This is a genomic window from Pokkaliibacter sp. CJK22405 (assembly GCF_046614695.1).
Classification (GTDB): domain Bacteria; phylum Pseudomonadota; class Gammaproteobacteria; order Pseudomonadales; family Balneatricaceae; genus Pokkaliibacter.
In genome coordinates this window covers 261,060-280,402 of sequence record NZ_JBKKHQ010000001.1, presented here as the reverse complement: position 1 = coordinate 280,402, position 19,343 = coordinate 261,060, and the positions used below count along the sequence as shown (strand labels likewise).

Annotated in this window: 17 protein-coding genes; 9 read left to right on the top strand and 8 right to left on the bottom strand. The window is 51.2% G+C overall.

The features are described from left to right. Positions 1-36 precede the first annotated feature (36 nt). The 6 genes from ACKC9G_RS01335 (at position 37) to fdhA (ending at position 7,978) form a co-directional block, all read left to right on the top strand. A complete protein-coding gene (locus ACKC9G_RS01335; protein ID WP_411403130.1) occupies positions 37-1,212 on the top strand; it encodes an NAD(P)/FAD-dependent oxidoreductase in 1,176 nt (391 codons plus the stop codon). A 39-nt stretch (positions 1,213-1,251) separates the two neighbouring features. Then, entirely contained in the window at positions 1,252-2,604 is a 1,353-nt protein-coding gene (locus ACKC9G_RS01330) for a hypothetical protein (protein ID WP_411403129.1), read from the top strand. 129 nt (positions 2,605-2,733) lie between these two features. After that, positions 2,734-3,537 carry an alpha/beta fold hydrolase gene (locus ACKC9G_RS01325; RefSeq protein WP_411403128.1) on the top strand — a complete coding sequence of 268 codons (804 nt, stop codon included), beginning with the start codon at positions 2,734-2,736 and terminating at the stop codon, positions 3,535-3,537. A gap of 50 nt (positions 3,538-3,587) precedes the next feature. After that, complete coding sequence (locus ACKC9G_RS01320; RefSeq protein ID WP_411403127.1) at positions 3,588-5,288, top strand: AAA family ATPase; 1,701 nt, start codon at positions 3,588-3,590, stop codon at positions 5,286-5,288. Then, positions 5,288-6,409, top strand: coding sequence for a hypothetical protein (locus ACKC9G_RS01315; RefSeq protein ID WP_411403126.1), 1,122 nt, complete (start codon positions 5,288-5,290; stop codon positions 6,407-6,409). The genes ACKC9G_RS01320 and ACKC9G_RS01315 overlap by 1 nt, the downstream gene beginning before the upstream one ends. Positions 6,410-6,778: 369 nt before the next feature. Further along, positions 6,779-7,978: a formaldehyde dehydrogenase, glutathione-independent gene (gene fdhA / locus ACKC9G_RS01310; RefSeq protein ID WP_411403125.1), complete on the top strand. Its 1,200-nt coding sequence runs from the start codon at positions 6,779-6,781 to the stop codon at positions 7,976-7,978. An 84-nt stretch (positions 7,979-8,062) separates the two neighbouring features. Here fdhA and ACKC9G_RS01305 read toward each other — a convergent pair whose 3' ends face one another. Next, on the bottom strand, positions 8,063-9,268 hold the full coding sequence (locus tag ACKC9G_RS01305) for an MFS transporter (protein WP_411403124.1): 1,206 nt from the start codon (positions 9,266-9,268) through the stop codon (positions 8,063-8,065). Positions 9,269-9,448: 180 nt separating this feature from the next. On the opposite strand from ACKC9G_RS01305, the gene ACKC9G_RS01300 reads away from it, so the two are divergent. Then, positions 9,449-10,414 carry a LysR substrate-binding domain-containing protein gene (locus ACKC9G_RS01300; protein ID WP_411403123.1) on the top strand — a complete coding sequence of 322 codons (966 nt, stop codon included), beginning with the start codon at positions 9,449-9,451 and terminating at the stop codon, positions 10,412-10,414. Here ACKC9G_RS01300 and ACKC9G_RS01295 read toward each other — a convergent pair. The 3 genes from ACKC9G_RS01295 to ACKC9G_RS01285 all read right to left on the bottom strand — a co-directional run bounded on the left by ACKC9G_RS01295 (position 10,365) and on the right by ACKC9G_RS01285 (position 14,863). After that, entirely contained in the window at positions 10,365-11,369 is a 1,005-nt protein-coding gene (locus tag ACKC9G_RS01295; RefSeq protein ID WP_411403122.1) for an AraC family transcriptional regulator, read from the bottom strand. The two genes, ACKC9G_RS01300 and ACKC9G_RS01295, sit on opposite strands and share 50 nt — an antisense overlap. A 99-nt stretch (positions 11,370-11,468) precedes the next feature. After that, the gene (locus tag ACKC9G_RS01290; RefSeq protein ID WP_411403121.1) at positions 11,469-12,983 is read right to left on the bottom strand and encodes a sulfatase-like hydrolase/transferase; all 1,515 of its coding nucleotides are present in this window, start codon (positions 12,981-12,983) and stop codon (positions 11,469-11,471) included. Between the two features lie 77 nt (positions 12,984-13,060). Further along, positions 13,061-14,863, bottom strand: coding sequence for a solute:sodium symporter family transporter (locus tag ACKC9G_RS01285; protein ID WP_411403120.1), 1,803 nt, complete (start codon positions 14,861-14,863; stop codon positions 13,061-13,063). A gap of 118 nt (positions 14,864-14,981) precedes the next feature. Between ACKC9G_RS01285 and ACKC9G_RS01280 the strand changes: the two genes are divergently transcribed. After that, positions 14,982-15,908, top strand: coding sequence for a helix-turn-helix transcriptional regulator (locus ACKC9G_RS01280; RefSeq protein ID WP_411403119.1), 927 nt, complete (start codon positions 14,982-14,984; stop codon positions 15,906-15,908). Positions 15,909-15,950: 42 nt separating this feature from the next. Here the strand turns inward: ACKC9G_RS01280 and ACKC9G_RS01275 are convergent, their stop codons facing one another. From ACKC9G_RS01275 to ACKC9G_RS01260, 4 genes are all read right to left on the bottom strand, one after another. Then, entirely contained in the window at positions 15,951-16,958 is a 1,008-nt protein-coding gene (locus ACKC9G_RS01275) for a TAXI family TRAP transporter solute-binding subunit (RefSeq protein ID WP_411403118.1), read from the bottom strand. A 17-nt stretch (positions 16,959-16,975) separates the two neighbouring features. Next, entirely contained in the window at positions 16,976-17,143 is a 168-nt protein-coding gene (locus ACKC9G_RS01270) for a hypothetical protein (RefSeq protein WP_411403117.1), read from the bottom strand. 21 nt (positions 17,144-17,164) lie between these two features. Further along, the gene (locus tag ACKC9G_RS01265; protein ID WP_411403116.1) at positions 17,165-17,947 is read right to left on the bottom strand and encodes a hypothetical protein; all 783 of its coding nucleotides are present in this window, start codon (positions 17,945-17,947) and stop codon (positions 17,165-17,167) included. 254 nt (positions 17,948-18,201) lie between these two features. Then, positions 18,202-18,744, bottom strand: a complete 543-nt coding sequence (locus ACKC9G_RS01260) for an ankyrin repeat domain-containing protein (RefSeq protein ID WP_411403115.1) — start codon at positions 18,742-18,744, stop codon at positions 18,202-18,204. Positions 18,745-18,921: 177 nt separating this feature from the next. Between ACKC9G_RS01260 and ACKC9G_RS01255 the strand changes: the two genes are divergently transcribed. Beyond that, the gene (locus ACKC9G_RS01255) at positions 18,922-19,332 is read left to right on the top strand and encodes an ABZJ_00895 family protein (RefSeq protein WP_411403114.1); all 411 of its coding nucleotides are present in this window, start codon (positions 18,922-18,924) and stop codon (positions 19,330-19,332) included. Positions 19,333-19,343 lie beyond the last annotated feature (11 nt).

Here is a 19,343-nt window from a genome sequence, read left to right as displayed (position 1 = left end):
GCGGAGCGCTCTTTCAGGGAAGACGGAGTGGGGCACGTGCAAGCCGATATCATCATTCTGGGCGCAGGCATCGCAGGCTGTAGCGCCGCCGCCCAACTGGCACGAACCGGCTTTAACGTCTTGCTGGTGCAGGCGCCATCCCAAAAAACACCGCGCTATCGCGTGGGGGAATCACTTCCCGGTGCGGCGCTCAGAATGCTGCGGCATCTGGGTATCCACCACCTCAATGAATTGCTCAGTGAAGGCCAGTACCGCCCAAGCGCAGGCAATATGACTTCGTGGCGCGGCAGCGACTGGCAATACCGCGATGCCATTCAGGACCCGGAAGGAGCAGGCTGGCACCTCGACCGCGCGGCTTTTGATGAGGCGCTGCTGAACTACGCTATCGCTCAGGGCGCAACCTTGATTGAGGCGGAAATTCAGGAATTAGCCCATAACGGCGCGGTGTATCGCCTGAGTGGAATAAGCAGTGCGGATCAGAGCTATCAGCTTGAAGCGCCGTGGATTATTGATGCCACCGGCAAACAAGGCTGGCTGGTGCGTCGCCTTGCCGGTAACCCGCAGCGGCTGAGTGATCAGTGGGCGCTGGTGTGCTGGATGAACGCGCACCCCGAGGATGAAGACGACATTACCCGACTGATCAGTGAGCAAAAGCGCTCGCGGCTGGAGTCTGTTAAGCCGCATCACGCGAAAACCCATCGCAGTAAACCGACCCTCGGCTGGTGGTACAGCGCACGCTTGCCCGATAACAAGCGCGTGCTGGCATTTCACGGCAGCGCTGCCGAAGTCGCCGAAGGCTATCGGGATCTACCGAAATGGCTGACTTCAGCCAAAGCCAGCGGCGTTTTACCCGAAGGCTATGAAAATCTCAGCGAAGCGCAGATTGTCGCGGTGAAATCCTGCGATGCCAGCGTGCAATTAAGCCCGAGTGTGGCAGGTAAAGGCTGGCTGGCCGTGGGCGATGCGGCGCTGTCGTTTGACCCGTTATCTTCGCAGGGCATGTTCTTCGCGCTATACAGCGGCATTCGCGGCGCCGAAGCCATTAGCCAATCCCTCAACACGCCAGCCTTCGCCAAAGCCGCGATGGGCGAGTACGCCGATAAGGTCGGCAAGGTGCTGGCCAGTAATCAACGTGCCCGGTCTTTGTTTTACGGGGACTCTCCGGCTGAAAAGCCACTGTCAGCTCATCCCCACGCGCAACAGTCCGCCTGATCGCGCAGTGGGATGTGAACCATTAAGGGAGAAACCCGCATGTTTTCTATTGTTCTTAACGTTTCGCAAGGCTCGCGGGAGGAGTACCTGCGCCGCAAGGTCCTGCACTGTGCCAAAGCCATTTTTCCTGCGGATCAGACCGATGCGCTTACCATGGAGGATGCGCGTTTATGCGCGCAGCTTGAGCCCTCGGACGTGCCGCGCGTGGCACTGGCTGACCCGGCGGACTTTCCGACGCTCAGCCCGGAGCAGGCATTTACCATTGAGGTCGCCAGCCGTTGTGCCTTGATGGAAGTGGCAGAAAGTTCGCCACTGCTTGAAAGTGAAACCCTGGTTCATGAGTACTTCACCTATCTGACCGACGCTTTGGATGTCTTTCCTCCGATGACGCCGGTACTCCTGCGTCAGACCAGTCATGCCTCGCTGCTTTATGTTTTCGATAATGTGCGACTCGACGGCGGCGATTTGCACTACACCCCGTGCATGATGCCGGATGAGCGCCTGAGCAAAGCGCAGCTGCTTGAAGCCAGCCAGCGGCTGACTTTGCTCGGCACAAAAAGTATGGCGGTGAAAATGCTGCAGTCGTTGCTGGGCAAAGCCGCCGGAGCCGCAGGCGGCAAAATCGGGGCGATTATCTTTAATCTGGTGGTGAAGGAGTTGTTCGGTGGCGATGACAATCAGGCGTTTGTCGATGCGGTAAAGCAGGTCGTGCGTGATGAAATCGACAGCGCCGAGCTGGACAAGATCAACGGTTATATTCAGGGCACGCTGCTCTACATGACCAATGAGTACCGCATTCGTAAGGAACACAGCGACCTTAACAACATCGAGGATCGTAAAGAGCTGTTGCAGTCTCTGGAGAAATATTCCAAAACCTTTTACACCGAAGTGATGGGCGTGCTCGGACAAAAGCGCTACGCCGAGAAAGGGCTGCAATCCTACATGCTGGGCGCGTCCATCCACCTCATCATTACTCAGGAAATGGCGCTGGTGGACTGGAAAACCTTTGATCCTCGCGCCTCAAGCTACGCCGCGACGGTGCAGCTGAATGCCCGGCATTACCGTGAACACATCACCGGCACCTTTGAACCCATGCTGAAAAACCGGCTGGAACAGGTGGGTTGGGGCTATACGCCCACCATGATGTGTAATCGCATTGGCTGTTTTGTCAGCCGCAAAGCCTGGTCGTGGTGGGACCGTGACGCCAAGCTTAGCGAAACCTTCTACAACGAGAGTCATAAAAAGCCACCCAGTGCAGAAACACTGGCAAGGCAGGGTTACAACCGTCGTCATGATGAAGTGCGACAGGAAACGGCCACCAACGCCGGCGACCCGATGCACACGGCGGTGCCGAACCTTAAAACACTGGAACGAACGCCGATTCCTCAATAACGCAGGCATTGGCGCATGGTGAAAAACCTGCTGCACAACACGACTAAAGAAGGAAACCGAAAGGGTGAATTTGTCACCCAGTTATGGTGATCTAACACTCTGGTGTTCGTAGCGATTCAGGGAGGAATGATGCCGCAGCGTTTTAGTGTTGAGGTTCAGGGGCAGGGCAAGGATGTCATCCTGATCCATGGGTTGGGTTCGGCGCGCTGGGTGTGGAAGCACCTGGCCGAATCACTGGAAGCCACACACCGGCTTCATCTACTGCAGATCAACGGCTTTGCCGGAGCTACCGCCGGTGTGAATGCCGAAGGCCCGGTTGCGGCACCTGTCGCGGTAGAACTCGCTGAGTATATTCGCAGCAACGGTCTGCAAAAGCCCACGGTGATCGGCCATTCCATGGGCGGAGAAATCGCCCTGATGCTTGCGGCGCGTTACCCCGACACTGTGGGGAAAGCGGTTATCGTCGATGCCATGCCGTTTTACAGCCTTTATCTCAAACCTTTTGCCAGCAGCCAAAGCATGCAACCGTCTGCCGATGCCTATCGTCAGCGATTACTTAGTGCGAATGACCAGCAATTCCGGCAGATGCAAACCGTCGCCTTGGCAATTCTGCTCAAGAACCAACGCTATTGTGAAGCCGTGCTGCAGGACTCCCTCACCTCAGAACGCGCCACCATCGCCAATGCCATGCACGAATTAATGGTGACGGACTTGCGGCCGGAACTTGGCAACATCACCGCACCTGTCACCGTTATCTTCGCCCACGATAAAACCATGGGAATGACGGAAGACTACCTGCGCGGTTTCTATCAATTGGCCTATATGGGTTTAAAGCAGGTGAGTTTTGAGATGGTGAAGGACAGTTATCACTTTGTGATGCTGGATCAGGCGGAGGTGTTTAATCGGGTGGTGGAGATGAGAAAGAATAAATGATTTTATTTATTGATTTTCGAATTAAGGTAGATGTGTTTAGGTAATAGAGTATGGAAATAATATATATTTATGTTCGTAACTATAAAGTACTTAAAGATAAAGATTTTTCTCTCTGCTCAAATTATAAGGTGATAAGAAGAAATGACGTAGTGGTTATTTCTGACTCATCTATTAAAAATGGTTTTTTTAACGATAATATAGATATAACGGCTTTATTTGGAAAGAATGGAACTGGTAAAAGTACGCTAACTCAACTTATTTCAAGTGTTTTTTCAAATGATCTATACTCTTCAGAGTGTGTATTAATATTTAAATATCATGATGAGATATATTATTTTAGTAATATCGAAGATGACTTTCATATCGAATATGTAGGAGTTAGGGTTAATAGAGTTGAAAGTTTAGACCCTTTTTTTAAAAAGGTTATATACTTTTCACATGGTATTGATAATCTGACGCACAAGCCAGTTTTTAATAAAAATAAGAACTTTAAATATATTGACTGTTCAAGCCAAAAAGGAATAAGCACTAGAAGTAAAATTATTAAGAAAAATCAAGTAAGAGATTGCTTTGATCTTCTTGATGTATACAACATGCAAGAATATGGAATAAGCAGTGTGCCGATGATTGGAACTACATATCCATATCAAGAAATATCATCATATTTGAAATCTATTGTTAGAAAGATTTTATCTAAAAAAAACACACTGAACTTTTTAAATTCCATATTAGATGTAAGTTTCTTGGGGAGACGTTTTCTAGACTCGTTTAAAGAGCTGCTTGAATTATTTATATTTGACTCAAGTGCTAAGTACTTAGAGGAAGATTATATAGAAAATTATCATGATATTTTCATAAAAAATAAATTATATAAAAAAGCATCAAGATATTTGTTAAGCAGATATGATGATTATTTTGACCTTATTTATTTTTTAAATAGTTTTGATAATGTATTGAATAATGAGATGGATGAACGTGAAAGCTTTTATGTTTTTGTAATATATATTGAATTTTTATCAGGTCGCATTTACTTAAACAGCATGAAGGCTTTAAATAACTTATTTGAATTAGATGGTGTATTTAGTCTATTGAATCATACATCTTCTCTGACGACGTCAGAGTATAAGTATAAATTATTCCATGTGGCAAGATTTATTGAGCAAACTTTTTCAAAAAATGATTTAGGGGTATTTAATATAGAGAGCTATGAAGCCTTTGAATATATAGATGAATTTGTTAGAGATGAGAATAGTATTTTTAAAAATATTGAGATTGAATGGAATGGTATTAGTTCTGGTCAGCACTCTTTGCTCGTGATGTTTTCAAGACTGTATAAAGAAATTAAAGATGGTGAAGATGTGATTGTCTTTATAGATGAAGGTGAAACATATCTTCATCCAGAATGGCAAAGGAAATATGTAAGAGAGTTGATAAAGTTTTTCTCGGCAGTTAGGGAAATACACCAAAAGATTAATATAATTATTACTTCTCACTCACCTTTTGTTCTAAGTGATTTGCCTGAGGAGTCAGTGAATTTTCTAGATGCGGAATCAGCTAAAGGTAACTTTTTTGGTGCAAACATTTTTGATATTTTTAATAAAGGAATGCTTGTAGAAAGAACAGTAGGAGAATTTGCATATGAAAAAATATCAAAAGCTATTAATAATAAGAGAGAAAATATAGATTCAGCTGAAAATATCATATCAATGATTGCTGATCCTATAGTAAGAAAATTAGCGGAGAAACTTTAATGATCGACCTATCACAGAGGATTACAAAAAAGGTTGAAAATTATCACTTTATAGGTTTTTACAATCGACTTAAGAAAATTAATAAAAAAAGTGGCACAAGTAACTCTGCTCAGTACCATTTCGAAAAAAAGTTTTATAGAAGTTTGTTTTTAGATAAAAGCAATATTAATTTTATGATACTAGGCGATATAGATTTGCTGTTAAATTTTGAAAATAGTGAACTCTATAAGAAACATAGATTGTATTTCCTTTTAGCTATGTCTAAAGAGGCAAGGAAGCTTGAGCCATTTAGACGACATTTTTTGATTGAAATGAGTAATTTGCCAAAATATTTAAAGGTTGAATTAAGAAGGAAAGATATAGATGCTATAAGTGAAGAAGTTAGGGGAAGATGTAATGACGTATTTTCATACAAGATTTTCTCAAGAATAACGAAGGCGGTAGAATACAATCCTGATAGTTGGAATGCCTACAATTATCTATCGCTCTTTAGTCCAAAAGTTTGTCCCTACTGTAATCTTGACCAAACACCAACATTGACTGAGCTTTTGGGTCGAAATAAAATCAAATATACATTAAGACCTCCAATTGACCACTTTTTATCTAAAGATCATTTTCCTTTTTTTAGTCTTTCAGTTAGAAATCTGATCCCATCGTGTACTACTTGTAATAGTAGTTTAAAAAGAGATATAAATTTTAAAGAAATTCTTCATATAAGCCCTAGTGCGAGAGGGTTAGGATTAAGTTCTAATTTTTCAATAAGATTAACTAGTAATGATATGCTTTTAAAAGCAATAGAGGATATATATAATCAAGACAAAATCGATTATGAGAAGTTTTCCATAACATTTGAATCTGACTGTGATTTGTCAAAACAAAATATTGATACTTTTAAAATTATAGAACGCTATAATTCCATTAAAGAGCAATATAGATTCTTTATTGAAAAAATACCTGCATTGACTTCTGAAAGAATAAGTTCCTTAATGCTTTTGCTTGGATTTTCAAGTGAAAAAAAAGCTATTGAGTATTTTCTAGAATTTGATACGGACCCTGATAAATTTTGTGATGTTCCTCTTTCTTTATTAAAGAACGACCTTGTAAGGCAATATCTAAACTAATTCTGATCAAGTTTCTTATGCCGCAGTTAACACTTCCCCCTGCCGCCCCAAACCATGCCGAGGTCGCATTCAGTGCCTCGGCGACCTTCCTCCCTGTGCAAGAATCATCCAACTCAAACACTTCACCAGTTCGCACAAGCGGGCTGATGGCTTGGGCCGCGAGCCTTGGCCACTGCGTTTTACTTAAGCAGCCAAAAAGAAAAATAACACCGCTGCCTTTGCCGTTCTGACACGTTGCAGGCCTTGCCTCCGTGTTGCAGTCAGATCTGATCTGCCAGGGATTCCTCCCGACAGTGATACAGCGTTACCACCGTGGGCGTACTGCGCGCGGCGGAACATCATGACGACAACAATAAAAGGAACAACAGCATGGCTGATAATCGCGGCGTCGTGTATCTAGGCGCAGGCAAGGTAGAAGTTCAGAACACCAACTACCCCAAAATGCAGGACCCGCGCGGTCGCAAGATCGAGCATGGTGTGATCCTGAAGGTGGTATCCACCAATATTTGCGGCTCTGACCAGCACATGGTGCGTGGCCGTACCACGGCGCAGGTCGGTCTGGTGCTGGGCCATGAGATCACCGGCGAAGTCATCGAAAAGGGCAGTGATGTTGAAAACCTGCAGATCGGTGATCTGGTATCCGTGCCCTTTAACGTGGCCTGTGGCCGTTGCCGCTCCTGTAAGGAAATGCACACCGGCGTTTGCCTGACCGTTAACCCCGCCCGAGCAGGCGGTGCTTACGGTTATGTTGATATGGGCGACTGGACCGGCGGCCAGGCGGAATACGTGCTGGTACCTTACGCTGACTTTAACCTGCTGAAACTGCCTGACCGCGACCGCGCGATGGAGAAAATCCGCGATCTGACCTGCCTGTCTGACATTCTGCCGACCGGTTTTCACGGCGCTGTCACCGCAGGTGTCGGCCCCGGTAGCACGGTGTATGTGGCGGGTGCTGGCCCGGTGGGTCTGGCGGCAGCGGCTTCTGCGCGTTTGTTAGGTGCGGCAGTCGTCATCGTCGGGGATTTGAACCCCAAACGTCTGGAACATGCCAAGGCGCAGGGTTTTGAGATTGCAGACTTGTCCAAAGACACACCACTGCATGAGCAGATTGCCGATTTGCTGGGTGAGCCGGAAGTCGATTGCGCCATTGATGCGGTGGGCTTTGAGGCACGTGGTCACGGCCATGCCGGTTCGCAGGAGGAAGCGCCTGCCACGGTGCTGAACTCCCTGATGCAGGTGACCCGTGTAGCGGGCAAAATCGGTATCCCCGGTTTGTACGTAACGGAAGATCCCGGTGCCGCCGATGCCGCCGCCAAAATCGGCAGCCTGAGCATTCGCTTTGGCCTTGGCTGGGCGAAATCCCATAGCTTCCATACCGGCCAGACGCCGGTGATGAAGTACAACCGTCAGCTGATGCAGGCCATCATGTGGGGTCGCATGAATATCGCCGATATCGTCGGTGTGCAGGTGATTGGTCTGGATGAAGCGCCGCGCGGCTATCACGAGTTTGATGCCGGTGCACCGAAGAAGTTTGTTATCGACCCGCACAAGATGTTCAGCGCGGCCTGATCTCATTCAGTAAAGGGAGTGAACAGACTCCCGACAATAAAAAGCCGCCCGGTACTCCGCGCGGCTTTTTGTTTTTCTCATGGATTAAATCTTGCGACCTTTGGTCAGGAATACCAGTAGCGCTGCCAGCGGGAAACAGCACAGGGCGATGCTGATGCCATGCCAGCCATGGTTCTCATACAGGGTACTGGCGATGGCCGAGCCAATCGCGCCGCCGACGAAAATGCTGGTCATATAAAGCGCATTCAGACGGCTGCGGATTTCAGGCGCGAGGGAGAAAATCGCCCGCTGGCCCAGCACCATGTTGAGCTGTACGCAAAAGTCGAGCAGAACACCGACCAGCGCCAAACCATACACACCGATCAGTTCGGATTCATAAGCGATAATGCCGCAGAGGATAGCGCCAGTTAACGCAGCGAAGGTTGCAGGCTTGGTGTGGCCGGCATCGGCCAGGCGTCCGGCAATGGGCGCAGCAAAGGCACCCACGGCGCCGACCAGGGCAAAGAGGGCAATGCCACTCTGGCTGATGCCGTAAGTACGGCTCAATTCCAGCGGCACGGCGGTCCAGAACATACTGAAGATCGCAAACTGGCAGCCCTGATAAAACGCCCGATGACGCAGGGTGGGCAAGGTCATTACCAACCCACCGAGGGAGCGAATCAGGCTGGCGTAGCTGGATGCATGGGTTGGCTCGCGGCGGGGCAGATAGCGCAGCAGCACCAGTACAATCAGCACCATCACGGCGGCGGCAAGCCACATCACGCTGCGCCAGCCAAAGTGATCTGCAATAACGCTGGCGACAGGTCGCGCCAGCAGGATGCCGAAAATAACCCCACTCATGATATTGCCAACCACGCGGCCACGGCTTTCCAGGGGTGTCATGTGGGAGGCAAGGGGAATCAGCAATTGCACGCCCACACTGCTAAAACCGATAAACAGCGACAGTAGCAGGAAGATCGAGGGTTGTTGCACGATAGCCAGTGCAACCAGAGACACCAATGAAACCACACACATGGTCAGGATAAACTTGCGATTCTCGACAATATCGCCAAGGGGCACCAGAAACAGCATGCCGATGGCATAACCGATCTGGGTGATGGAGACGATCAGGCTCGCCGTTGAGGGTGCCATTTGCAGGTCCGGCGCGATCAGCTCAATGATCGGCTGGGTGTAATAGAGATTGGCGACAATCGCGCCGCAGCAAAACGCAAAGAAGAACATCAGTGCCGGGGTCATGCCACTGTCGTGGTTGTCGGTGCTGCTGGTCGTGGAAACCGAAGGTTGAGACATGGGTGCTCCTACTGCCCGGTGTCTCTCGTATAAGCTGAGAGACGTGTCAGGGCATGTGGTGTTCGAGAATGGTGGCTAGTCTAATTAACCGTACTCATGCTTTGAATTAGGTTGTTTAGCAAATTACTATTGCGTTCAGTGCAATAATAAAAAGTTGTCCGCCATAAGCGAGGGTTCTACATGGATAAACTGCAGGCGCTGCGTGCTTTGGTCATGGTGGCTGAACAGGGCGGCTTTTCCCGCGCGGCAAAGCAGCTTGGCGTCGCGACATCCTCCGTCACGCGGCTGATTGATTCACTGGAATCCTCACTGGAAGCCGCGTTGCTAACGCGGACCACCCGTAAAGTCAGCCTAACCGAAGCGGGTCTTGAATATGTCGAGCGCATCAAGCCCTTGCTGGATGAACTGGACGATGCCGACAGCACCATCTCCGATGTGGAGGGGCCGCTGACAGGTTCACTGCGTGTTTCTCTTCCCAGCAGTCTGAGCCGGAAATGGCTCAACCATGCGCTACTGGCGTTTATGCGTGAACATCCGGATGTGGTGCTGGATGTCTCCATCAGTGATCAGTATCAGGACTTGGCATTGGAGCGGCTGGATTTGGCGATCCGCATCGGCGTGCCTTCCAACTACGATAATCTGGTGATTCGCCGGATTAGCGCCATGCCGCGCTACGTGGTCGCCAGTCCGGAGTATCTGGATCGCAAAGGTACGCCTGAGCATCCGAATGACCTGCAATATCACGACTACCTGCGTTTTGCCTGGAACTATGGCTCCCTGCGCCTGTACTTCTCCCGCGGATATGAGCGTGGAGAGGTTATGCTGCATGGCCCGCTGATCACCAACTCGCCGGATTTACTGCTGGAAGCGGCGCTGGATGGACGTGGTATGTGCTTGTTGCCGGTCTGGCTGGTGCTGGATCACCTGCGTGCCGGACGGCTGGTGCGTTTGTTCGCCGACTGGGATGTGCGCAAACAGCCTCATCAGGCAGAGCTGTTCGCGGCCTATCTCCCCAACCGCCGCAATTCCCGCAAGCTGCAAATGCTGGTGCGCCATCTGGAGCGCTGGCTAAAAGAGCGGGTGCCTGAAGAGTTACTCAACTCGGATTCTTTCGTCCCCGAGAAGAAAATGAAGGTGGTGAAGTAGGGTTATACACCACCTGCAAACCTTCACTGATGTCTGCTGTCTGGTCTTTTTCCTGCGCTGCGACCGAAAAGCGCCGTGGCGGCATGCCGGTATAGCGGGTAAAAGCCACGCTGAACGGGCTGGCGCTACTGTAGCCAACGCGCTCGGCAATGGCCGTCAGGCTAAGCTCATTCTCCCGAAGCAGCTTTTTCGCCAGCGCCATGCGCCAGCTGTGCAGGTATTCCATCGGTGCCATACCGAGGGTTTTGGAGAAACGCTCAAAAAAGGTCGAGCGCGACAGCGCCGCTTCTCTAGCCAGCTCGGCGACAGTCCAGCTGATTTGCGGCTTCTCGTGCATAGCCCGCAAAGCGACGGCCAGTTTTGGGTCATGCAGGCCATTGACCAATCCAGGGTTGGGGCTGAGTTTTGGCGCAGCACGCAGGGCCATAATCATCATCACCTCAATCAGCCGCTGCAGCACCATATCCCGACCGGGATAATCCTCCCGTGCTTCTTCACCCACCAGTTTGACCAGATTGATCAGGGAGCGGTCATCGCGGATGTGTATCTGTTCCGGCAGCAGCGATACCAGCAATGCGGCATCAGGCGAGCCAAATTCACAGTGACCAACCAGCATCATGTTGTCGTGGGGGCCATCCGGGTTGCCGAGTCGATAGAGGGACTTACCCAGCGCCAGCGGTGGTGGGTCGATGTGGTCTTCCGGTGGAGGCGTGGTGCTGGTGACGTAGAAGTCATACGCGGCGGGGATCATCAGAAAATCGCCGGGCAGCAGTTGCAGTGGTTCACCGCCATTGGGGGTGACGATACAGCTGCCTTCCAGCATTACCGCATAAAAAGGTGTGCCACCGGCGGCGTAGTCACAGTGAATCCGCCATTGTCCGGCGCTGAGCACACGCTTGGTGTGGCGTGCGGCGGGTTCGAGTAAACCGACGACTTCCGCCAGTGGATCAATCATGCCGGACTCCTGATTAGGTTATTGGTGCCAAAAAGTGTAGTCCGTCCGGCAGGCTGATCGCAATCCTCGGTTTTAATGAGTTTTAAAAGACGCGTTTCTTTAAAAACTCTGGCTTTTCTTCTCCACCTTGATGCCTCGGGTGGCCATGCCGGTATCGTAATCGCGCACGGTGGGCGCATAGCCATCCTGTGGGCGAGGGCGAAAGCTGCCCATCCACTGGGCTTTGGCATCCTTGCGCCAGGGGCGAAGCTGCCATTGATAACTGCGAAAGGGGTCGCGGATCTGGTCCATATAGGCCAGCAGGCTGTCGTGCAGCTGGTCACGAACCGCCGCGTATTCGGGGTTTTCGATAAGGTTGGTCAGTTCATCGGCGTCGGCCTGGCGGTCATAAAGCTCATCGGTGCCCAGCAGGTTAATGACCAGTTTGTAGCCTGAGGTTACCCAGCAGCGAATCGGAATGAAGCCGCCGAAGGAGTCATGCTCAATTTCGTAGCGGTTAAATTCGACCATCACGCCACGCTGCTCTTTGCTGAGCTGCTCCAGCATATCCTGCCCCGGCAGTATCGGTGGCTGGGGAATGCCTGCGCGCGCCATCAGCGTCGGCAGAATGTCGATATGGCTGACCGGCGTGGTGATTTGCTGCCCACGCAAGGCCTGTGACTGCTCTTTCGGCGGACGAATAATGAGGGGAATACGGGTGATGTCGTCATACATGGCGGCCCCTTTGCTCACCAGCTGATGAGCGCCCATCATCTCGCCGTGGTCGGAGGTGTAGATCACCCAGGTGTTTTGCAAGGTTGAGGCATCCAGATGGGCGATGACCCGGCCAATCTGATCATCCACGTAGTCATTGCAGCCAAAATACAGCGGATGACGGTATTGCCCATCACTGCCGACGGGCGAACCCATGGCCTGCGCCCAGAGTTTATGGTGCTCAGGTTTGCCTTCCAGCGTGTCAAAAGCTTTGCTGCCAAGGTCATAGGCGAAGTCCTGATAACGCTCGGCGTACTCAGGCGGGCAGGTAAAGGGGTGGTGGGGCTCATCGTAGGAGAGCACCAGCAGGAAAGGTTCAGCCTGCTCAGCGGCGCTATCAAGAAAATGCTCAGCCTTATCGCTGATGCGATGGGCCCAGGTGAAGGAGGAACCCAGATGATGCTCGCGCAGGTCTTCAATGGAGTTAAGACCATTACGCCAGAGGCTGATCTGCTCCGGTGTCAGTTCTTCAAGGTAATTGGCTCCGTCGTACCAGTACGCCGGGTCCCATTCTTCCGGGCAGGTTCCTGTACCAAAGTAATCATGGCCATCCAGATGCCACTTACCGATGTAGCCGGTGCGATACCCGGCATCACGAAAGTAGCGACCCATGGTGGTGATATTACTGCCGGGGGCCAGGTTATTGGTCCAGGGGCCGGACTGGTTCGAGTAAATGCCGGTAAATATTCCCGCACGTGCAGGAGTACAGACCGGCGCGGTGGTGTAGGCCGACATAAATTGCAGGCCATCAGCGGCGAGTTGGTCAATGTGCCGGGTATTCACTGCTTTGCCGCAGTAACAGCCCACCATATTGGTGGCCTGGGTGTCGGTCATGATGAATATCAGGTTAGGTCGTTGCATGGCAGATCCTTAACGTGCTGTGGCCACCGGGTGACCACAGCCTGTCGGGTTAATGCTGTGCCTTGCCGCAAACGCCGTTATTTGCGGGAAAGCGCATAATGACTCTCTGTTGAAACGGTGGCTTGCGGATTCTCGCCTGCGCAAACCGCTTTGCTTTTGACGATTCCCTTAAGCACATGGCGCAGCGCAAACAACGCCAGTAATACTGCCGCCGTGATCAGCACCGCATTCATGGCAGAGCCATTGGCACTGGTCAGCCCCAGCGGAGAGAGCAGGGTGTAAAGCAGTACAAACAGGGCGATCAGCCCCCAACTGGCGATACCGGCATGCTTCCAGGGGGTGACGTCCACTTCGTTGGAAAGGTGCAACTGCACGGGGGCATCCAGGGGTTTAAGCCAGCGCACGATGCCCATCACACTCAGCATCAGCAGGAAGTTAATGCCGACCAGCACCAGCCAGTGCACTTTGGCAAAGCCGAGGTTGTCACCGAGCACAAAGTGGGTGGTGTAGAAGAACACCATGCCGGTCGCCAGGCCGATATAACCTGCCAGCGCCGGGGCGCGTTTGGAGATCACGCCCAGCAGAATCACCGTAAAAATCGGCACGTTGATCACCGCCATGATGGTGCGCATCAGGGTGTAGAGGCTGTCGGAGGTGGCAATTGCCGGGGCGATGCAAATGCAGATCACAATGGTCGCGATGCCAAACAGCCGACCGACAGTGACGGTTTGCTTGTCAGTGGCGGCAGGGTTAATCAGCTGTTTATAGATATCCAGACTGATCAGCGTCGAGAGGCTGTTCACGCCGCTGTTAAAGGAGCTGAGAATCGCGCCGAACATGGCCGCGCAGAAAAAGCCCGTTAACCAGTCCGGCAAAATAGCCCGGACCAGTAACGGGTAGGAGACATCGGAATTCAGTACATCAGAACCGGCTTTTACCGGAATGTTCAGTAAACCCTGCTGATGCATGTGCCAGGCGATGATGCCCGGTAACACCAGCATCAGAATGCCGCCGATTTTCATCAGCGCGGCTGCCAGCACACCTTTCTGACTTTCAGCAAGGGTTTTGGCCCCGAGCGCCCGCTGCACAATGGCCTGATTGGTACACCAGTAAAACAGGTTGATGATGATCACCCCGGAGATAATCCCGTACCAGGGAATGTTGGCATCCGCCGTCAGTCCGGCCGCATTCATGCGCTCAGGCGCATCGGTAAAGAGTGCGCTGACACCGCTACTGAAACTGCCTTCACCCAGGGCAATCAGGCCCAGAATCGGCACCAGCAAACCGGCGACCAGCAGGCCGACACCGTTCAGCGTGTCGGAGACGGCGACGGCTTTCAGCCCGCCGAAGACGGCATAAATCCCACCGATAACACCGATGGCAATCACCGTCAGCCAGAGCGTTGCATTGGCGCTAATCCCCAGCAGCCCCTGAATATCGAACAGCTTCGACAGGGTGATGGCGCCGGCATAGAGCACGAAGGGAAGGAAACCGATCACGATGGCGTAGATAAAAATCGCCGAGGCGACGATACGCATGCGCTTACCAAAGCGGTATTCAAGAAACTGCGGAATCGTGGTGATGCCGGATTTCAGATAACGCGGCAGGAATACAAAGGCCAGGACGATCAGCGTGATTGCCGAGGTGGTTTCCCACGCCATCACATTGGCGCCGTTGCGAAAGGCATTGGCATTCAGGCCGGTTAACTGCTCGGCGGAAATATTGGTCAGAAACAGCGAACCGGCGATGACGATCCACGTCAGACTGCGACTGGCGAGGAAGTAACCGGAGATTTGCTGCAGGTTGTCGTTACGCGTTTTCATGTAAGAAATGAACGCGACCAGAGCGGTAAAGAACAGGAAGGAGAGGAGGGTCAGCATACGCAGTCCTCCCGAGCGGTGCGGGTCAGCATAGTATTCACCTATTTAGCGTTATTTTCGTGAATAAAACGGCTAGAAGGCAGCTTAGTCGCTTTTTCGGCACGATGCGCTAACCTTCATGACACTGAGTATTAACCCGCTGCCCGGTCAGGTGAATGGCGTGAGTCGTCTAAAGGATGTAAAAAACGATCCGGTACATAACATTCCGATCGTGATTGAAGAAACCCTAAGCTCCAGCGGCATCACCCTGATTGCCCTGTGGGATACGCTGGCTGACAGCCGTTATGAAGTGCAGTGGCCAGAGGACCGGCTGCTGCCGCTGCGTAAGGATTCGGTGATTGCGGTCTATACCCGTCAGGGGCATGGGCAGATTGAACTGGACGATGGCTGCCTGATCGAGCCTCAGGGCCATTGCGCGATTTTCCTCAAACCTGCGCAAATTCGACGTTATCGTTGCCTGGGAATGCTGTGGGATCTGGTCTGGATCGAGATGGTGCCAAACGGTGCGCTGGAGTTCCCGTTCCGGCAGATGATCACTCTGGCGGAATCCCCTGAGTTGATCAGCGAATGTGAACGCGCTGTTGAGCTACTGGAAAGTGTCTCGTCAAGGCAGAAATCCCTCGGTGTCGCCATTGTCAGCAAGTTGATCTACGAATGGCTGACGCTGGCTGATGATGCACTACCGGCAACCGCCAACTTCAAACGGGTCGAGCGGGTCATCTCTGCGCTTCATCAAAACCTGCGACACCGTTGGAGCCTGGAGGAAATGGCCGGCATTGCCCAGTGCAGCCCCGGTCAGCTTCGCAAGCTCTTTATCACCTACACCCATACTTCACCGAAAACCTACGTCCTCAACGCCAAGCTCGATATCGGCAAAGTGCTGCTGGTTCACAAAGGCATGGCCGTCGCTGAAGTCGCCGACAAGCTCGGTTTCCACGATAGCTTCCATTTCAGTAAGGCTTTCAAGGCAAGGTTTGGGGTCGCGCCGTCAGGAGTGAAGCCGCGGGGGGGGGGAGTGCCAAAGATGCGCATCAATGATTCGTGAGGGATAAAAAAGGGTAGCCGCAGCTACCCAGGAGAGAAAAGCCTAGAGGGGAAAGTAGGCCCAGGAGCTTTGGTCGTTATCCTGTTCCAGGTCATACACCGAACCCCAGTTGGGATTGGTTTCGGAATCATCCGCCAGATCTGCAAGATTGTCGGTAATGCAATTGGCGAGAAGTGACATATTCACATTGCGCGACTCCTTACGGAACGACTTGCCCACCAACATCGCGCGCACGGCGAAGGTCTGCACGGTTTCCACCTTGCCTTTGACTTTGTAGCTGACAGAGGACTTCAGATAGAAGGGGGCTTTTTCTTTCAGCTTGTCAAAGTTGATCGCAACCAGTCTGTACTTGCCCGTATCGAGAATCTGCTGTACCGGTGCATACGGGTGGCCGCCAATCAGCAGCACAGGAATACCCGGGTCGCTGCGTTTACCGGCTGGAATGTCCTGAACTTTAAGGTTCAGATGCAGGAAATAGCTCAGAGCTTTGGCACTCACCATCGAGCCACCCCAGGAGCCAATGGTCTGATTCTGCAAGGCATCAAGAGACAGCGGCGCCGTGGATTGACCATCAAACAGGGAGGTCAGCATATCGCCGAAGCCTTCATTACTGTCAGGCTTGTAGTTGATGGGGATCAGCAGGTGCGCTGATTCCATGTGCAGGCCAGCAATGACTTTCATGCGGTTTTTATTCACTTTGCGAGGTTCAGTTTTCGCGAAGTACTGCATGACATCTTCCTGAACAATGGCAGCCGAATAGCGCTTTTCATTCATTCCGATGATGTTGTCGATTGAGCCATCACTCTTGGCAATCTCAAGGGTTGAGCCGTTGGAAAGCGAGTCTTCACAGTAAGACTTGATGTCTTTGCCCATGGAGAAGTAGTTGCCACTCTCACTGCCTGTTCCGACCACAATGTGCTGTTTTACCCCTTTCTCTGCTGTAGCCGCAGGAGCATTGGTTGTTGTAGTGTCATCGGCAAACGCCGTGATTCCCGAGAGACTTAAGCCACCGAGAAGCAAGGCTGAGAGAAGTTTGTTACGGCAATACATAAGACATCCTTGTAGCGTTAGAAAGGGGATTCTTCCTGAGTGGTGGAGTAATCGTTTTCGTGAGTCTGCGTCGAGGAATGGAGGATCGACAGGCAGCCAATGGCAGCCATCAACACGAAAGTGACGACCAGAAGACGGCGCATCCAGCGGGTGGACGTTGCCATTTCAGTTTTTTCTTTGCTCATTTTTCGCGGTCTCGTTCGTGCTTAATAGGAGTCATCTTCGTCAATGTTCATGTCACGAACATTGTTCTCGATACCAATCAGGGCAGCGTTAAAGTCCACCTCAATTTGTTTGAAGGCTTCAAGAGACAGAATTTCCTCAAGCTGACTGTCACCGGTGTTCCTGAAGATGGACATCGCTTCATTGGCCTGTGCCGCAAAGGATTCCATTTCTTTGTATTCCTTCACTTTGCTCTCAAATTTCTGATTGGCTTTCGCCGCGTTATCGAGATTGGTGATGGTCTGGTGATAGGCCGCTTCAACGCGTGTCAGGATCTGGACCTTGCGCTCGTAATTGGGTTTGCCCTTATTTTTCTCATCGATCTGGTTACGCAGTGACTCAACCGCTGCGCCCATCTTGTCACGAGCAGCACGAGCCACATTCAAACGTTCTGCATTAACAATGATCTGGTTATCGAGCTGTGCGATCGCATTCTTGCGCGCTTCCATCGCCATTTTGTTCATGACGAGGTTGCGGGTCTTTTGGCGAACCAGCGGATCCAGCGCTTTTAAGAAACGTAAAGCGAAGAAAATGCCGATGCCACTGGCCAGTAGAAGGACGATGGCAAAGATGCCGGAGATGATCTGGAAGGCGAAGAAGCCCATCAGCATCACCAGGACAAAAAAGGAAGCACCAAAGAAAATGTTGCGGGGGGCTTTGGATACGGGGCGGCTTTTTAGTTCTTCAATTCTGGAAAGCTCATTTTTGCTGTTCTCTAGAATCGAAACAAAACCCGTGGTTTGTTGTGCTTGCTGAACTTCAAGCATGAGTGTCGTTCTCCAAGTCATCATCGAAACTGATGACAGGGCACAACAACAGCTCAAACGTGCACAGCGCAATTGCAACACTGAACTCATTCTCAGGCGATCCTGCCTGATGAGTCGTCGATGACATCCCTGTCAGTAAATCCTATGAGGCGAATTGTATATTATTTGTAACTTATAAGAAACCGAATGTAGTAAATGATTGTTCTACTTTTGGCTGAGCGAGTACCGAGAAAGAGACTCGGCCTGTATGGGCTTTATGGAAACGAATGCTGCTGTTCGGCTGCCGCCTCCAGCATCTGTTGGATCAGGCGGTAATGGCGTTCGGGATGTTCCTGTTGAATCTGGGTGATGAGGTCGAGGGGAGTAAGGCCATTAATATCCGGCACATCAGGGTCGGCACCAAAGTTAAGCAGACGGCGAACGGTTTCGGTTTCTTCACCAACGGCAGCGGCATGAAGCGCCGTCCAGCCAGTACCGGTAAGTTGCTCATGGCTATCAATATCCAGACCGCTGGCCTGCAAATGCTGCATGATCTGCTGGCTAAGGGCGACATCGGGCAGGGCAGCAATCCAGCGTGCAGCCGCCTGATGGTTCAGGAAATTGATCTCAGTTTCAGACGGCGTGCCATGGGAGAGAATTTCTACAGTCAGCCAGCTGATGGGGTAACTATTGGTTGAGGTATCAGCGTAGGTAATCTGCTCTGCTAGTGACAGGCTACTCAGGTAATAGCAGAGTACTGAAAACATCAACACCACAAATGCCAGCAGAATCACGATCGCTCTTTTGATATCCCGCATCTGTGGCTAATCCTTGTATCTATATGTTTCAGGTGCTCAGCATAGTCGATCTCGCTGCATCTTGGGAAAGGCAAACCCTGGTCTTTGCAAAAAAATTACATTGACTCAGGCCTTCGTGCTGACAAACAAAAGCCGCTACACTGCGCTGAATCTGGCGTTTTGATCTTTGGGAGAGTTATGTCGCTAACCGTTTTTTTCCTGCAGTTCACCGGTAGTTATTTTGCGGTCATGGCCAGTCTCACCTTCGGCATTCTGGTGCTGAAGTTGCCCATTGGCAGTGAGCTGAATATGCCGATTCTGGCGGCGTTAAGTTTCTGGTTTATGCTGCAGTTCAGTAAAAAGAACCGGCAGATACCGACAGGCAAGCAGCTCTGGAAGCTGATCGGAGTGGCGTTATTGGGGACTTTGCTTGCCAATGCGCTGATGATTTCGCCGTTTCTGGCGGCAACGTCAAATCCTCTCATGCAATTGGCGTATGGATTAGCCGTGACAGCGCCGCTGCTTTTTATCGCCATAGGTGCCGGCGCATTGCTAATGTTCTGGCACATCAAGCGCAAAACACCGGCGTGGCTGGAAAGTGAGAAGTGATGCACCGCCTG

What these genes read in the sequence shown, in the direction of transcription:
- ACKC9G_RS01330 (WP_411403129.1), top strand. Translation starts at nt 1,252, where the DNA reads ATGTTTTCTATTGTTCTTAACGTTTCGCAAGGCTCGCGGGAGGAGTAC.
- ACKC9G_RS01325 (WP_411403128.1), top strand. Translation starts at nt 2,734, where the DNA reads ATGCCGCAGCGTTTTAGTGTTGAGGTTCAGGGGCAGGGCAAGGATGTC.
- ACKC9G_RS01320 (WP_411403127.1), top strand. Translation starts at nt 3,588, where the DNA reads ATGGAAATAATATATATTTATGTTCGTAACTATAAAGTACTTAAAGAT.
- ACKC9G_RS01315 (WP_411403126.1), top strand. Translation starts at nt 5,288, where the DNA reads ATGATCGACCTATCACAGAGGATTACAAAAAAGGTTGAAAATTATCAC.
- fdhA (WP_411403125.1), top strand. Translation starts at nt 6,779, where the DNA reads ATGGCTGATAATCGCGGCGTCGTGTATCTAGGCGCAGGCAAGGTAGAA.
- ACKC9G_RS01305 (WP_411403124.1), bottom strand. Translation starts at nt 9,268, where the DNA reads ATGTCTCAACCTTCGGTTTCCACGACCAGCAGCACCGACAACCACGAC.
- ACKC9G_RS01300 (WP_411403123.1), top strand. Translation starts at nt 9,449, where the DNA reads ATGGATAAACTGCAGGCGCTGCGTGCTTTGGTCATGGTGGCTGAACAG.
- ACKC9G_RS01295 (WP_411403122.1), bottom strand. Translation starts at nt 11,369, where the DNA reads ATGATTGATCCACTGGCGGAAGTCGTCGGTTTACTCGAACCCGCCGCA.
- ACKC9G_RS01290 (WP_411403121.1), bottom strand. Translation starts at nt 12,983, where the DNA reads ATGCAACGACCTAACCTGATATTCATCATGACCGACACCCAGGCCACC.
- ACKC9G_RS01285 (WP_411403120.1), bottom strand. Translation starts at nt 14,863, where the DNA reads ATGCTGACCCTCCTCTCCTTCCTGTTCTTTACCGCTCTGGTCGCGTTC.
- ACKC9G_RS01280 (WP_411403119.1), top strand. Translation starts at nt 14,982, where the DNA reads ATGACACTGAGTATTAACCCGCTGCCCGGTCAGGTGAATGGCGTGAGT.
- ACKC9G_RS01275 (WP_411403118.1), bottom strand. Translation starts at nt 16,958, where the DNA reads ATGTATTGCCGTAACAAACTTCTCTCAGCCTTGCTTCTCGGTGGCTTA.
- ACKC9G_RS01270 (WP_411403117.1), bottom strand. Translation starts at nt 17,143, where the DNA reads ATGAGCAAAGAAAAAACTGAAATGGCAACGTCCACCCGCTGGATGCGC.
- ACKC9G_RS01265 (WP_411403116.1), bottom strand. Translation starts at nt 17,947, where the DNA reads ATGCTTGAAGTTCAGCAAGCACAACAAACCACGGGTTTTGTTTCGATT.
- ACKC9G_RS01260 (WP_411403115.1), bottom strand. Translation starts at nt 18,744, where the DNA reads ATGCGGGATATCAAAAGAGCGATCGTGATTCTGCTGGCATTTGTGGTG.
- ACKC9G_RS01255 (WP_411403114.1), top strand. Translation starts at nt 18,922, where the DNA reads ATGTCGCTAACCGTTTTTTTCCTGCAGTTCACCGGTAGTTATTTTGCG.